Below are 14,717 nucleotides of genomic sequence, written 5' to 3' on the forward strand. Positions count from 1 at the left end.
AGCCTGTGTCGTAGGCGGCGGGCCCGATCTGCTCGTCCTCGACGGGCGTTTCCTTCGGTCGCTGCGGTGGTGGGTTGTGGTGCTCTTCGCGGACCAGGCTCCACGGATCGTGTGGGTGGGCGGTGAGGCTGTTGAGCTTCCATTCGGCGGCTCGGCGGGCGTGCTCGGTCAGAAGTCCTCGGTGAGCGCGGAACAGGTCTTTGAGACCTTTGTTGGGGCCGCCTTCGAGCGGTGAGGTGGTCCGCGGCAGGGGGTGCTCTTCATCCGTCAGGCGGGGGTCGATCCAGGTGAACAGGTGCTCTTCTGAGATCAGCCGCCGGAACAGTCCTCGGGTCTTGCGTAGGTCGCGGTGGGTGTACCACCAGGTGCTGGTCTCGGCGACGCCCTTCGGGCGCACAGTGTGCGGGCGGGCGTAGGTCCGGTGCCGGAGGAATCGGTCGTGCTTGATTTCCCAGTCGTTGTAGGCCTGAAGCCAGAGCACGGCCTGCTCGGAATTGCGGATGTTCATCAAAGCGGTTGTCAGAGTGACAATTTCACGGGCAGCATCGAGTCGGGGTTTGAAGGTGTGGTGGCGGCGCACGGTCTGGAAGATGTGGAAGTAGCAGCGCTGGACTCGAGTGGTGGGCCAATCGTCAGCGATCGCGGCGAGCAGGCCGCGGCCACCGTCGATGACCGCGACGTGCGGGGCGGGTTGGCGTTGCAGGATTTGCTGCCAGGCGATCTTCTTCTCGCGGTCGCACCATTGCCAGTCGACGACGTGGGTGCCGTCGAAGGCGATCAGCAGGCACCAGGATTGGAAGTAGGTGCCATCGAGCATCAACACCTGTGCCGGCTCGGTCAGCGGCGGTGGTGGCGGGACTTCGATGTTCCAGCACCAGGAGCGTGAGCGGCGGAAGGTGCGGGCGATGACGTGGTCGGGCTGTCGGCCGTGCAGGAGCCAGGTGTGGAACGCGGTGAGCTCGGCTTTGCGGGTGACATCGGGGCGCTTCTGGGTGCTGGAGGCGCCGCAGTCTTTGCAGCGCCAGCGGGTGCGGCCGGCGCTGGTGGTTCCGTTCTTGACGAGCTTGCGGCCGCATACACCACATGAGGGGGAATTCCGAGAACCTGACACCGAACATGCTTTCAAAGCATGTCCGGCGCACTGTCAGTCGAGGTCAGACACCGGAAACCAGCGTATCTGTACACACATTTTGGCCTTTAACCCCCGGAAACGCCCGAGACCTTTAAGCCCCCGATGGCTTGAGACCCAAGACCGGTAGGGCGAATCCTCCGTGCGCGCAGCACGCACAAGACTGCCAGGACTGCCCACCTCCGCACGCGGAGGCGGGCAGTCCTGTGCGTGCACCTGCACGCTCGCGCCGCTTTCGTGACTGCTCCGGAGTGACGTGGTCAAACGCCCCGCGTTGGATCAGGGCGTGACGATGGAGAAGTCGGGGTCGCCCGGATCGATGACCGAGGCGAGTCGTTCCAGCACCGTCGTGTCACCGCTGAGTTCGATGCCCGCCTCGGTGAGACGGTCGGCGGAGAGGGCTCCGGTGGCGAGCACCGGAAGCGCCTGCTTCGTGGTCGTGATCGTCAGCTCCGCGTCACCGCTCTGGGGTGCGGAACTGTAGGTCAGGGCGCCGTTGGACAGCCGGAGCCGGTAGCGAACGTCGGCGTCGGTGAGCACGACGTCGATGCTCAGCTTCAGTTCCCACGCGCGCGGACCGTTGATCTGGATCGCGACAGCGTCGAAGAGCATCTCAGGGGTGAGCGCGGAGATCACGTCGGGCGACGCCGAGACGGTCGGCGTGCCGAACTTGCCTTCGCGGAGCTCGGTGGCGCCGGACAGGTAGATGTTGCGCCACACGCCGTTCTCGCATCCGTAGCCGAGCTGCTCGAAGGTATCGGCCAGGAGGGTGCGGGCCCCGGCGTGGTCGGGCTCGGCGAACACGACGTGACTGAGGACCTCCGCGGCCCATCGGAAGTCGCCTTCGTCGAAGGCCGCCTGGGCGTTCGCTACGGCCGCATCGGCGCCGCCCGCGAGCTTGACGTAGCGCTTGCCCTGCGCGACCGGCGGATGCTGCCAGAGGTGGGCCGGGTTGCCGTCGTACCAGCCCATGTATCGCTGGTAGATCGCCTTGAGATTGTGGCTCACCGAGCCGTAGTAGCCGCGCGCATGCCAGGCGTTCTCCAGCACGGGCGGGAGTTCGAGGTGCTCGGCGATCTCGATTCCGGTCCAGCCCTGGTTGATCAGCCGCAGCGACTGGTCGTGCAGGTAGGCGTAGAGGTCGCGCTGCTCGGAGAGGAACTTGACCACGCGCTCGTTGCCCCACGTCGGCCAGTGATGAGAGGCGAAGACCACCTCGGCCTCGCCGCCCCACAGGTCGATGGTCTCGGTCAGGTATCCGGCCCACGCATGCGGGTCACGCACCAGCGCGCCACGCAGAGTCAGCAGGTTGTGGAGCGTGTGGGTGGCGTCCTCGGCCGCGCACAGCGCCTTGTGCTCGGGGAAGTAGACCAGGAACTCGGCCGGCGCCTCGGTGCCCGGCGCCATCTGGAAGACCATTCGGACGCCGTCGACGACTTCTTCCTGGCCGGTGGTGGTGATGTCGAGTGTCGGCGCGATCAGAGTGATGTTGCCGGTGGCGACGGTCTGCGCCAGACCGGTTCCGATGGCGCCCTGGGGGCCGCGAGCGAGGGCTGCACCGAACATGTACGCAGATCGGCGGGCCATGGCAGTGCCCGCGTAGACGTTCTCCGACGCGGCGTGCTCGGTGAAGTGCTCGGGGGCGATGACCGGAACTCGGCCCGAGTCCACGTCCTCCTGACTCACGATGCCGCGAACACCGCCGAAGTGGTCGACGTGCGGATGGGTGTAGAGCACGCCGGTGACGGGCCGGTCGCCGCGGTGTTCGCGGTACAACTCCAGTGCGGCCGCGGCCGTCTCCTCGGTCACCAGCGGGTCGAGGACCAGAACACCGGTGTCGCCCTCGATGAAAGTGACGTTGGAAAGATCGAACCCGCGAACCTGGTAGATCCCAGGAACGACTTCGAAGAGGCCCTGGATCGAGTTCAGCTGCGACTGTCGCCACAGGCTCGGATTCGCGGTGTCGGGGGCTTCGCCCTGCAGGAAGTCGTAGGTGTCGTTGTCCCACACCACGGTTCCCTCGGCGTTCCTGATCGCATTCGGAACGCGCTTGCCGAGCAGACCGCGATTGGCGTCCTCGAAATCCTGCGTGTCAGAGAACGGAAGCCGTTCTCGAAGTGCGGCGTTCTGCGCGATGATGGTGGCCGTCGCCTCGCGTGAATTGGATGACATCATTTCCTCTCATAAACCGCCGGTTCGGCTTCACCGTAGGTCCGCACGATCGGACTCAGTGGAACCACTCACCGGCAACGGGTGACCATCCCAGGGCGAAGACTGCACATCCGGAATTCGCGGTGTCGAGTGCGCCGAACTCCTGAGAGATGCCAGGATCACCACACGTCTACCGAGTGGTGTGGGAGTCCTCGGCCACGTCTCGGAGATTCTCGGGATCCCGGCGAACTGCGCGACAACCGAGCGGTACCGCACAGCGACTCCACCGGCACGATCATCCACCCGAGCCGTTGTTCAGGGCGCCGAGGCGGCCATGAAAGGCAGGATCAGCGCCGGCAGCATCATGGTCAGCAGCAGCCAACCGACGCCCTGCCACTCCACCCAGCTGCGTCCACGGCGGTATGCACGGAAGGCCATCGCCAGAGCGACGAGGCCGCCCACCCCCAGGACTCCGGGGACGGCGGCCGCCAAACCGATCGGGGCGCCGCCGATCACGAAGGCGACCAGTACACCCAATGCGATCACCACAACGGCGCCGAGGAACAGCGCCGGCGACCTCAAGTCCTTCGGGTGGCCCCAGCGCTTCTCCGCATCTCTGCGCGCGGCGTCCGGCCTGCTGTCCATGCCGGACGGATACCCACGTGAGGCCGGGATCAACCATCCTGTGGCCCGGAGTTTGATCCACGTCACAGTCGGGTATCCGACACCAGGTTCCCCGTGTCGGGGACGAGGTGGACAGGAGTGACGATATGGCTTCTACTGCACCGGGATCGGTTCCTGGATCGCCGGCTCGACGCCGATTGACCTCCGGTCACCTCGCCGATCGCGACGTGGTCGTTCACAACGGTCTGCGCACGGCGTCGACGGGCTCCGCCGTCGCCACGACGATCACGTCAGTCCGATGAGGGCCGCGTCATCGGTCGACCGCCCGCTGCTCCCGCCCGCTCGAGGCCCGGTCTCCGACGTGGTGATCGATTGCCTTCGGCGGAACCGCGAAGCGGCGGTCATCTCGTACGACCGGACCGTGTGTCTCTCCGAAGCGTGGTCCGACGACGCGATGCTCGCGCTCGTGGTTCTTCACGAACTCCACTACCGCGGGTGGCACGGGGTCGACTCGGAACGTTGTTCGGACCGGCATCTGACGAAGATTCGCCTGCTCCTCGAAGATCGATTCTTCACGAAGGTCTCATCGAGGTATTGCGGCGCTCGGGGTTCGACGCGCGGGGTGCCGAGCACCGAGCCCGCACACTCGTCCGGCGGCGACGCCTTTCTCGCGCTGGACGGGTATCTCGCCGAGGTGGCCGATCTGCGGGAGTTCGCCGACTATTTCGCGGTGGGCTCGTTGATGTCTCCGCGGGGTTCGTCGTCGCAGCGGGAAGTGTTCGACGGAGTACTCGAATCGTTCGGGCTCGACACGGGCTATCTGGCTTACCTGCCGACGGCACCGGCTGCGGCGCTCGGCCCGCTGGTATTGACCGATTGCGTGCGAATACGGCCGACGTGGCGCGGCGCTGCGGTCGGCCGTGCCACCGCGGCGGAAGTGAACGCCACGACGAGGTCCGCCGGCATCCTCCTCGGACTGCAACGGCTCGGAGCGGCCGACGCCGCGATCCATCGCTATCTCGCGCAACTGCAGGGACAGGCAGGCCCTTCAGGAGACGTGCGTCGAACCGGCCTCGACACCTTCGAACCCGGCGAGCAGGAGGTGGTCGCGGGTATGCGCGCCCATCAGACCGTGGAGGAACGATTGTCGATCGCCTTCCGCGACGCCTGGCGCCGCGGCCGCACACTGGTGACCTGACCGCTCCGCAGCCGGGCCCGGGCCTTCGGAGACGACCGCTCGACGCAAGATCAAACGAGACGACGCGGAATCCGCCGATCCCAGCTCTCCGCGTACACCCGACGAGAGCCTCGATCGTCGAGCTCGTAGGCATCGAGTTCGGCGGTCAGAATGAATTCGTTGCTCGTCGAAGAGAGCACGGTGTGCGTCTTCACCTCGATACGCCAGTCGCCGCGTTCGACGCGCCGCACCGTGCGCGTGGTACCGCGCGCGGATGTCACGTCGTTGTTCCGGTACTCGAACCACTCGGTGGCCGACCGCGTCACCGCGGTGTCGGTCTCCTCGATCAGGGTGGTTCCCTGATCGTCTTCGATCTCGAGTGTGGTGGTGCCGAACGCGAGGTCGCGGGTGGTGCGCCAATGGTGCCGACCCGACTCCAGGTTCCGGCGAGCCATCGGCGGCGCGCTCTTCGGCGTACCCAGGTCCTTGAGTAGGGCGTCGGCGTCACGCGGAGGACGCACCGGGACGCTGAGCCGGGATTCGCCGGTGTAGACGGTGACGGTCGCCGGCTCCGGCGGCGGCCAGGCGAGCGGGAAGTACGAGGTGGACAACGACAGCCGCAGTCGGTGCCCGGCGGGCAGACGCTGTGCCAGTCCGTTGAGTTCGACGTCGATTCGGTATTTGGTTCCCGGTTCCAGAGGCTCCGGCGCAGCGCTCGAATTCCGGTGCGTGAGATTGCAGAGACCGTAGGTGATGCGGGTGGCCTCTCCGTTCGGGGCGATGTCGGAGAGACGGGCCGCGATCTGAGCGACCGGCTTGTCCGCCTCAACCGCCGCGGTCAACGTCGGTCGCCCCAGGATCTCCATGTCGTGTGCCATCGGCTCTGTCTCGAACACGAGTGCGCCGCCGTCCTCGTCGCGCTGGTCGGTGGGGAGGTCCGGCGTCGCGGCGTACGACGCCCACTTCCCGCCCGATCCACCGACCGACAGCGGCGACAGGATCGCCAACGGTCGCGGCCGCACCTCGGTGCTGTCGACGAAGTCGTCGAGCGTGTATCGAGTGAGTACGTACTCGTGATCGTCGATGCGCGACGACGGCCAGCTGTCCTCGCCGACCCAGCGGCCCGGCCGTTCGTCGTACGCGGGGTTCGGCGCGATGCTGTCCTGCATCCAGGCCCGCAGCATCGGCCCGTCCATCGCTCCGTTGTCGATGCCCTTGAGCCAGTGATCCCACCACCGGACGGTCTCGTTCAGGAAGTCGATCGCCGGACCGGGCACACCGAGGTGCGGATACTTATGACCCCACGGGCCGATGAGCCCCTTGCGCGGAACGTCGAGGTTCTCCAGCAGGCGGAAGATGGCGTTCGTGTAGCCGTCGGCCCAGCCGCCGACGGACATCACCGGCACCTGGATCTGTGAGTAGTCCTCCGAGACGGACGCGCGCTTCCAGTAGTCATCGCGATGCTGGTGCTCGATCCACTCCGCGGCCCAGAGACCGCTGCCCTCCAGTCGTTCGCGCCACATCTCGCGCCACCGCGGTCCGACGATGTCCGGATCCGGGGGGAGGCTGTTATTGACGAACATGACGGTGGCCTCCGAGAGATTGTCGGAGAGGAGGCACCCGCCCATGTAGTGCATATTGTCGACGTAGAGGTCGTCGGTCGCGGATGCGCTGATGATCGCTCTCAGCGCCGGTGGTCGGCGCGCCGCAACGTGCAGGCTGTTGAAACCGCCCCACGAGATGCCCATCATCCCGACATTGCCGTCGCACCAGGGCTGCTCGGCGAGCCAGGCGATCACTTCGCAGGCGTCCTCCTGCTCGCTCGGCAGGTACTCGTCCCGCAGCACTCCGTCGGAGTCGCCGGTGCCCCGGATGTCGACGCGCACGGACGCATATCCGTGCCCGGCGATATAGGGGTGATGCAGACTGTCACGCTCACGCGTGTCATCACGCTTGCGGTACGGGAGGTACTCGAGCACTGCGGGCACCGGTTCGGAGTTCGCGTCCTCCGGCATCCACACGCGGGCGGCGAGCCGTGTCCCGTCATGCATCGTGATGAACAGGTTCTCGATCACTTCGACGCGGCGGTCGAACCGGTTGACAACCTCCATGCTCTATCCTCCCCGTAGGTCACTCGAACGTGAACGGCAAGAGTTCCGACGCTCGCTCGTAGGCCTGCTCCAGATCGTCCACCTCCTGACCGCCGACGTACACCGTCGCCAGGACGTAGCGGTAGGGGTCTTGGTTGGGCAGTTCGCTGAGACGATCGCCCGGCTGCACATCCACCTCGACTGTGCATCCCGGTTCCTCTGCGCGCAGCCGTGCCAGATCGTGCTGGGTCGGCGTCGACGTCACGACCCCGTCGTCGGCGCGGCCGAGCAGACACTTGGACGCCATCCGGTACGGGCCGCGCCGAGAGCCGGGTTCGGGCCGTCGCCCGAGAGCCACATCGATGGCGTACTCGTGGTTCGACGTGCCGTCCACCCGCAGGAACAGCTCACTGTGCGACTGCGAGATTCGTGTGTTGACCTCGATCACCCAGAGTTTGTCGATCTCGTCGTCCCACATGAATTCGACGTTGAAGCAACCGTTGTCGAACCCGATGTGTCGCAGGTAACGTTCGCTCACGTCGAGCATCCGGGCGATGAGTTCGTCGCCCACCGAGCCCGCCGGGTAGTCCAGTCGGTCGAAGGTGAGACCGTTGGAGCTCTTGCGCATGTCGAAGACGCCGTGGGTGATGAATTCTCCTCGGTACATTGAGCCTTCGGGCGCCACCTGCCGTCCCGAGATGATCTGCTCGGCAAGACAGCTGTTGCCGCTGAAGCGCTCGATCTCCGGAGGTAGGTCGACCATGCCCAACGCCTGATTGAAGGCGTCGCCGATCACCGTGATCTCGCGGCGGATCTGGGCCACCGCCTCGTAGAACTCGTCAGCGTCGTGGATTTCGAAGCCTAGTTGCGATGAGTGCGACTTCACCGGCTTCACCCAGAACGGGAATGCCACCTCGATTCCGCTCAGCGGGTCGTCGTCGAAGGGGTCGAACGCCGCGAAATCCGGGACGCACTCGGGTACTGCCTCGGCCTGCATCAATCGAGACCAGTACTTGTGTTCGCACGTCAGGAAGCTCTTGAGACTGGGCGACGGTATCGAGTTCTCCATGGCCAGGATCGGCACCAGGATGCTGGTCGGAAAGTCCCAGTGGGCGACGATGGCGTCCACCCGGCCCAGCGTCGCGAGTTCTTCGCGGGCTCGGTCGAGCAGCGACTCGAGGTCGAAATGAGGCGCGGCGGTGAGCGTCTCGACGTCCAGGAGACTGTGGAACCGCATCTGGTCGGCGCCGGGCAGTGCCTCGAGTTCGGCTCGCTGCCGGTCGCTGAGGCCCGGGACCACCACGTTGACAGTCACTGCATCGACCCCTTCGAGGTCGTGGATCGTCCCCGCAGGTGCGACCCTCCGTCTTCGAGACGTTCGGAAATGAAGGCCTCGAGTTCCCTGCGCGCCCGACTGGCCTCCGGGATCTTGTGCATGATCCAGTTGTGGAACATGCCCGGATGCTCCTTGAGGCTGATCGTGGCGCCTGCTGATCGCGCCCGGCCGACGAAATCGCGGGCATCCGGGTTGAGGACGTCGCGTGTGCCCGTGAAGACGATCGTCGGGGGCAGCGCCGAGAGTCGCTCGCCGTCGACGGGCCCGAAGTCGGTGGGCGGCGCGTTCCCGGCGAACCACCGTCCCGCTTGACGCAGACCGGCGATCCCGAGTTCCGGATCATCGGGGTCGATCGCGTCGGCTTCCGGCATCGAGACCGTGAGATCAATCCATGGCGAGAGCAGTACGACGGCGTCCGGTTCGGTTCGCAATCTCCGATCACCGCAGCACAGTTCGAGAGCCAGTCGGCCGCCTGCGGAGTCACCCGAGAGCACAGTGGGCCCGGGTGCGCCTGCTAGATAGGTGTGCGCCGCATCGGCCACCGCCGGGATGATCGTGCGGTGATCCGCCGATGGGCAGAGCGGATAGATAGGCATGATCACAGAGGCGTCGGCGGCCCGCGCCAGCCACGCGAGGAACCGCCAATGATGGCGCTGCGGCTCCTCGACGAAGCCACCGCCATGAAGGTGCAGTATGCGGGTGTCGCCTGCACCGTCGCGCGGTTCGATGCGGTAGCAGCGCATGTCGCCGACGTGTTCGAGAGAGACCTGCACCGTGGGCAGCCACGGCGGCGTGGTCATGCTCTTGCGCTGGTGCCGGGGGAGGCGCTCGGTCATCACCGCCGGGTCTGCATAGAACTTCTTGCTCCTCGTCGCGCGCAGTGAGGCCATCGTCAATCGAGCCGGTATCGAGACCATCGGGTCCCTTCCCTTCCGTGTCCGTTCAATGTCCTGGGGCACGGGGTTCCCGGGTCGCGGTTGCGCGAAACGTGGGGTGCGGCGACTGCCAGCCGGCGGAAACGGGAGGGTGCGAATGCCTCAGGACTTCGCGACCGCGGCGTCGTTCCGGTGATGCCAGGACGCGGAGGCGACTCCGGCGGCGAGGATCGCAGCGACCAGCGCGGCCAGCACGAGGAGCTCGATACCTGTCGATGCGGCGACAACGCCGATTGCCGCCAGGACGGCGAGGGTTGACGCCGTGACAGTCGATTCGAAGCGGTCCAGGCCGCCGATCGACGCCACGAAGAGCGCGAGGCCGATGTAGAACAGCGCCGGGCCACCGGCGAGGAGCAGCGCGTAGACGGTGGTCGTCTCATCGTGGGGATGCGCGAGCATCTTCTCGGTGCCGACGGCGGTCACGATCACGCCGCCGACCAGGATGGCGTGCGCATATGCGAAGCCTCCGCGGGCGAGGGCGGTCGGATCGTCGGCCTCTTCGAGCCGTCGTTCGGTGCGCTCCGAATGGTGGGCGAAATACAGCCACCAGAAGGCGACCGGGACGGCGAACGCCACCCCCAGTGCAACGAATGAGTACAGGCTCGATTCCATGTGCATGAACTCGCGCCCGATGGAAAGGACCGTCTCGCCGAGCGCGATGATGAAGATCAGCCGATTACGTTCCACGAGATGTGCGGGCGTCAATTCCCACATCCGCATGTCGATTCCGCCGAACCGCGGCAGCCAGGTGCGCAGGAGCGGGGCGGCGACGTCGATGGCGAGGGCGACGATCCAGACGATCAGCCGGGTGTCGGGTTCGCAGAACGCGCCGATCACCCACACCGCGGCGGCCACGGCGGACCATGCGAGCAGATGCGCGTAATTGCGGCCGATCTGCTGTCCGCGCATCGCAATCGCGATGAACAACGGCCTGACCACCTGCATCGCAGCCAGCGCGATGGCGAACTGGGGTCCTCGGTCGCCGAACGCCTCAGGGATGGACGCGGCCATCACCAGGCTCAACAGCATGAGGACGACCAGCAGGATCCGGACGGGGATGCGGGCTGGGTCGACGAAGTTGGTGGCCCACGCGGTGTAGTTCCACACCCACCAGACTCCGCCGAACATGACGATCACCTCGACGGTCCCGCGGCCGGTGAGGTGCTCGGCGAAAAACGATGCGAGTTGGCTGAACGCGAATACGTAGACGAGGTCGAAGAACAACTCGATGGTCGCGACCTCGCCGCCCTTGCTGCGTGCTCGCCCCAATGCCGGCATAGCCACGGCCGACCCCCTTCGTCGAACTCCCTGACGGTGCGGCTCAGCGTAGCTTGACGCCGACTCGAGCTGAGGGCGTAACGACGTCGCGGGGAGTGCCGATGCCGGTTTCACGTGGAACCAGTCGGCAGAATCTCTCAGCGCCACTCCGGTGCGCTTGCTCCGGGAGTACCGTCGAACGACGATGGCACTCGCTGACGCGTTGGAGCAGCAGGGCTGGCCCCAAGTGGGTGAGCTGGTACTCGCGTTTGTCCTCAGCGCGCTGATCGGGCTTGAGAGACAGCTTCGCGGGCGCAGTGCCGGGCTCCGCACTCAGGCGATCGTGGGCACTTCCGCCGCACTGTTCATGCTGATCAGCAAGTACGGATTCATGAATGTGCTTTCGGACGAAGTGGTCGTCGATCCGTCGCGAGTGGCCGCTCAGGTGGTGTCGGGCATCGGCTTCCTTGGAGCGGGCATCATTCTGACGCGCCGGGGTGCGGTGCGCGGCCTCACGACTGCGGCCTCAGTGTGGGAGACCGCAGCGATCGGCATGGCGGCCGGCGCCGGCCTGTGGCTGCTGGCCGTGGTGGTGACCGCGCTGCACTTCGTGACGGCGTATGGACTGCGGGCCCTGTCGCGACTGTTGCCCGGGCAGGTCTCCGAATCGCAGATCGAAGTCACCTACGCCGACGGGCACGGATTACTGCGGCAGATCATCGAGTCGATCACCAGCGGCGGGTGGACGATACGGCAGGCCCGGCCTCAGGACGTGGAAGTCGACGGCACCGCCGCACTGATCCTGGAGGTGGCCGGGGGAGCGAGGACGGAGGCGTTGGTCGCGGCTCTCGCCGAGATCGACGGCGTCCGTGAGGTGCAGGTCCTATCCGAGCAGGAGTCGGAATAGCTACCCTGGGCCATCGCGAGTGCGAGGAGACCAGGGTGGCGGAAGTGGCGAGCGGCAACCGACTGCGCAGCGGTGTGCGCGGGTACGCGGCGCCGCTCGCCCTGGCGACCGCGGCACTGGTGGTGACGGTGGCGCTGCTTCTCCATCTGACGTGGAACACGAACTCTGCCGCGGTGCAGCCCGCCACGCATGCCGCGGCGGTTCCGGCGAGCACGATCTCCGATCCCGCCGCCATTCGCGCAGCAGGAAGTGCCGAGTGCCGGACCAACGCGCCCGGACGACGACTGATCCGAGTCAGTCTGTCCCAGCAAGCCATGTGGATGTGCGACGGGCGACGTCCGGTGTCGTCGTCACCGGTGACGACGGGGAACGTCGCGCGCGGTGACGGCACGCCGACCGGCACCTGGACCGTTCAGAGCCGAGAGACGAATCGGGACCTCGTCGGACCCGGCTACCGAGACCATGTTCGCTACTGGCTGCCGTTCTTCGGTGACTTCGGATTCCACGACGCACCGTGGCAGAAGACGGCGTTCGGCGACCGCGAAGCCTTCAAGACCGCGGGATCTCGCGGATGCGTCCACGTTCCGGGACCAGAGATGAAGCATCTCTACGACTGGGCCGAGGTCGGCACGACGGTGACCGTGGCCGAGTGAGGCGCTACTCCCGCGTCCACTCGTCATAGAACTCCGGCATCCGAGACGCCTTCGAATCGAACTCGGCCGGTCGCTTCTCGAGGAAGGCTCGAACACCGTCGTCGCCGTCGCCGATGCTCGTGTAGAACATCGCGAGCGAATCGATGCGATGGGCCTCTGTCGGATGTTCTTGCGCCGCGTTGCGGTACAGCATCTGGCGGGCGAGCGCGACGGCCACCGGCGAACGGCCCTGAGTCCAGGAGTCGGCGAGCGAGCGCGCAGCGTCGAGCAGATCCTCCGGCTCGTGGACGCTCTGTGCCAGGCCGGCGTCGAGTGCGCTCTGCGCATCGAGGATGTCGGCGCGGTACACCAGGTCGAGCGCTTTCGGGAGGCCGACCACTCGAGGGAGGAACCACGATGACGCCGCCTCGGGAACGATGCCGAGACGTCCGAACACGAAGCCGATCCGGCCCTTGGTCGATATGAGTCGAGCGTCCATCGGCAGCGTCATCGTGGCGCCGATGCCGACTGCGGCGCCGTTGACGGCCGCGATCACCGGTTTGCGGCAAGCGTAGATCGCGAGCGTCACCCGCCCGCCGGTGTCGCGAATCCGCGCGATTCCGGGATCATCCAGATCGGCCATGTCCGCGAGCGTGGGCCGCTTGGCGCCGTCGAGCCCGAACACATTGTCGCCCTCGGTCGCCAGGTCCATGCCGGCGCAGAACGCACGTCCGTTGCCGGTGACGATGACAGCCCGAACGGAGTCGTCATCGTTGACCGAACGGAAGGTGTGCTCCAATTCCTGCGCCATCTCGACGGTGAAGGCGTTGAGATGGTCGGGGCGGTTGAGCCGGACTGTGAGGATGCCGTCTTCGTTCTCGTGCGTCAGCGTCGTCAGTTCCATGCGATGTGCTCCCTGGTCGGCGGGTGTGTCGATTGCAGCTTAGAAGCGCGGCGCACCTTGGGAGGACGCGTCAGGCCGCGGCGTGGGGTGACTGGGCAGATTCGGAATCTGCCGGGGGAGCTTGTGACTCCTGCGGTGGAGTCCGAGGCGGCGGATGCGCCGGCGGTGGGCCCGATTCTTGCCGATGCAGTTCTGGCGGGTGCAGGTGCCGTGCTTGTCCGGCGTGGTGGATGGGGTTGAGGCGCCAGGGTTGGTCGGTGGTGGCTGGTCGCCAGGCCATGCGTCCGGCGTGGGGTCCGTCGGTGAGGGTGGTGGTTTCCCATTGTCCGCGGTTGGTGCCGACGGCGCGGTTGTGGCGTCCGCAGGCGGCGCCGAGGGCGTCGATGTCGGTGCGTCCGGCCGGGGTGATCCAGTCCGGTGCGTGATGGGCTTGGGTTTGCGCGAAGGGTCGGTCGCAGCCGGGGGCGGTGCAGCCGCGGTCGCGGGCGAACAACGCCAACCGCTGCGCCTTACTCGCGAAGCGTGCACCGCGGCCTTGGTAGAGGACTTCGCTGGTGTGATTGCGGAAGACGGCCAGGTGCGGCACAGCCTCGGCAGCGAGCCGCACGAGTTCACCGATCGGAATGCGGGTGCCGGTCGCGGTCAACGCGATTCCGGCGTGGGCGGCGAGTTCCTGGTCGGTGACGGTGATGACCAACTCCGCCGGTATCCGGTTCGGTGCACCGAGTCCGCCGTGGGCGAGAACGTAGTCGCACAACGCCAGCAGCGCGTCGTGTGTGCGTTGGGCGGCACTGCGCAGATCCCGACCCCGCGCCGCCGCCAGAGCCTCGGCGTCGATGCCGTCGGCGTCAATGGTTCCGGTGGGCGAATCCGGGTCGGCGGGATTGTTCATCCCGGGTGCGGCCCAGGCGGTCAAGATCACTTCGAACTTGGCCCGCAACTCCGGGGTCATGGCGCCGCGGACTTTGCTCATGAGTTGTCGGTCTTGCGGGAGGATGGTGATTCCGCGTTGGCGTTGCCGGTCGACGTGATCGCTTTCCTGCCCGTCGGGGTCCAGGTGAGCGAGCAGGCGGTCGCCGACCTTGCCCAGATCATCCGGATTCAACCCGGCCGCAGCCTCGGCCAACTCCGCCTCAGCACGGGCTTTGACTTCCGGCGAGATGCAGCCGGGCACTTTCGCCAAAACGGCCGAGATCACCAACGCGTGTTCGGCGCCGACAGTCCCGGCCGCGACCGCGGCGGCGGTGGCGGGCTTCCGGGGAGGCAGCGTCTGCCCTTGGAAGTTGGAGAATTCGCCGATGGTCTCGGTCATCCGGAGCCGTCGGCCGGCTTCGCGGGTTCCGAGCCGCAGCCCTTGTGAGAGGTATTGGTGTGGATTCAGGTAGCCGGCGGTTCGGTGAGCGTTGCGGTCGGAGACCTCCACCAGCAGCGCAGCGGAGATGCCGTCCCAGCGGCGCCGGATCCGTTCGGCGGTCTGCGTGTGGGCCAGCAGTTCCGGTTCGGTCTCCGGCGACAGGGAGGTCTCGGCGAGTTTGACCGCCGCGGCATCGATCAGTGCGAGTAGTTCGGCGGGCC

Annotated in this window: 12 protein-coding genes; 3 read left to right on the forward strand and 9 right to left on the reverse strand. The window is 66.6% G+C overall.

Annotated features, from left to right (window positions below; translation table 11 throughout):
* From GSI01S_RS17245 to GSI01S_RS17255, 3 genes are all read right to left on the reverse strand, one after another.
* A partial coding sequence (locus tag GSI01S_RS17245; protein WP_006897917.1) for an IS1249 family transposase occupies nt 1-1,111 on the reverse strand: 1,111 nt, incomplete at its 3' end.
* A gap of 297 nt (nt 1,112-1,408) precedes the next feature.
* Nucleotides 1,409-3,301 (reverse strand): alkyl/aryl-sulfatase, encoded by a 1,893-nt coding sequence (locus GSI01S_RS17250; RefSeq protein ID WP_039868042.1) that lies wholly within the window; start codon nt 3,299-3,301, stop codon nt 1,409-1,411.
* Nucleotides 3,302-3,595: 294 nt separating this feature from the next.
* Nucleotides 3,596-3,925 carry a hypothetical protein gene (locus GSI01S_RS17255; RefSeq protein ID WP_039868038.1) on the reverse strand — a complete coding sequence of 110 codons (330 nt, stop codon included), beginning with the start codon at nt 3,923-3,925 and terminating at the stop codon, nt 3,596-3,598.
* Between the two features lie 277 nt (nt 3,926-4,202).
* Here GSI01S_RS17255 and GSI01S_RS17260 point away from each other — a divergent pair, with 277 nt between their 5' ends.
* Nucleotides 4,203-5,102, forward strand: coding sequence for a hypothetical protein (locus GSI01S_RS17260; protein WP_006897920.1), 900 nt, complete (start codon nt 4,203-4,205; stop codon nt 5,100-5,102).
* Nucleotides 5,103-5,152: 50 nt separating this feature from the next.
* Here GSI01S_RS17260 and GSI01S_RS17265 read toward each other — a convergent pair whose 3' ends face one another.
* The 4 genes from GSI01S_RS17265 to GSI01S_RS17280 all read right to left on the reverse strand — a co-directional run bounded on the left by GSI01S_RS17265 (nt 5,153) and on the right by GSI01S_RS17280 (nt 10,720).
* Complete coding sequence (locus tag GSI01S_RS17265; protein WP_006897921.1) at nt 5,153-7,192, reverse strand: CocE/NonD family hydrolase; 2,040 nt, start codon at nt 7,190-7,192, stop codon at nt 5,153-5,155.
* A gap of 19 nt (nt 7,193-7,211) precedes the next feature.
* Nucleotides 7,212-8,486, reverse strand: coding sequence for an ATP-grasp domain-containing protein (locus GSI01S_RS17270; protein WP_006897922.1), 1,275 nt, complete (start codon nt 8,484-8,486; stop codon nt 7,212-7,214).
* The gene (locus GSI01S_RS17275; RefSeq protein WP_006897923.1) at nt 8,483-9,424 is read right to left on the reverse strand and encodes an alpha/beta hydrolase; all 942 of its coding nucleotides are present in this window, start codon (nt 9,422-9,424) and stop codon (nt 8,483-8,485) included. Before GSI01S_RS17275 ends, GSI01S_RS17270 begins: the two co-directional genes overlap by 4 nt.
* A 120-nt stretch (nt 9,425-9,544) precedes the next feature.
* The gene (locus GSI01S_RS17280) at nt 9,545-10,720 is read right to left on the reverse strand and encodes a low temperature requirement protein A (protein WP_006897924.1); all 1,176 of its coding nucleotides are present in this window, start codon (nt 10,718-10,720) and stop codon (nt 9,545-9,547) included.
* Between the two features lie 184 nt (nt 10,721-10,904).
* Between GSI01S_RS17280 and GSI01S_RS17285 the strand changes: the two genes are divergently transcribed.
* On the forward strand, nt 10,905-11,606 hold the full coding sequence (locus GSI01S_RS17285; RefSeq protein ID WP_006897925.1) for an MgtC/SapB family protein: 702 nt from the start codon (nt 10,905-10,907) through the stop codon (nt 11,604-11,606).
* Nucleotides 11,607-11,641: 35 nt separating this feature from the next.
* Nucleotides 11,642-12,259, forward strand: a complete 618-nt coding sequence (locus GSI01S_RS20600) for a L,D-transpeptidase (RefSeq protein ID WP_006897926.1) — start codon at nt 11,642-11,644, stop codon at nt 12,257-12,259.
* Between the two features lie 4 nt (nt 12,260-12,263).
* Here the strand turns inward: GSI01S_RS20600 and GSI01S_RS17295 are convergent, their stop codons facing one another.
* Both GSI01S_RS17295 and GSI01S_RS17300 read right to left on the reverse strand, forming a co-directional pair.
* Nucleotides 12,264-13,142 carry a crotonase/enoyl-CoA hydratase family protein gene (locus GSI01S_RS17295; protein ID WP_006897927.1) on the reverse strand — a complete coding sequence of 293 codons (879 nt, stop codon included), beginning with the start codon at nt 13,140-13,142 and terminating at the stop codon, nt 12,264-12,266.
* Nucleotides 13,143-13,212: 70 nt separating this feature from the next.
* A partial coding sequence (locus GSI01S_RS17300; protein ID WP_006897928.1) for an HNH endonuclease signature motif containing protein occupies nt 13,213-14,717 on the reverse strand: 1,505 nt, incomplete at its 5' end.

This window comes from Gordonia sihwensis NBRC 108236 (assembly GCF_000333035.1).
GTDB classification, from domain to species: domain Bacteria; phylum Actinomycetota; class Actinomycetes; order Mycobacteriales; family Mycobacteriaceae; genus Gordonia; species Gordonia sihwensis.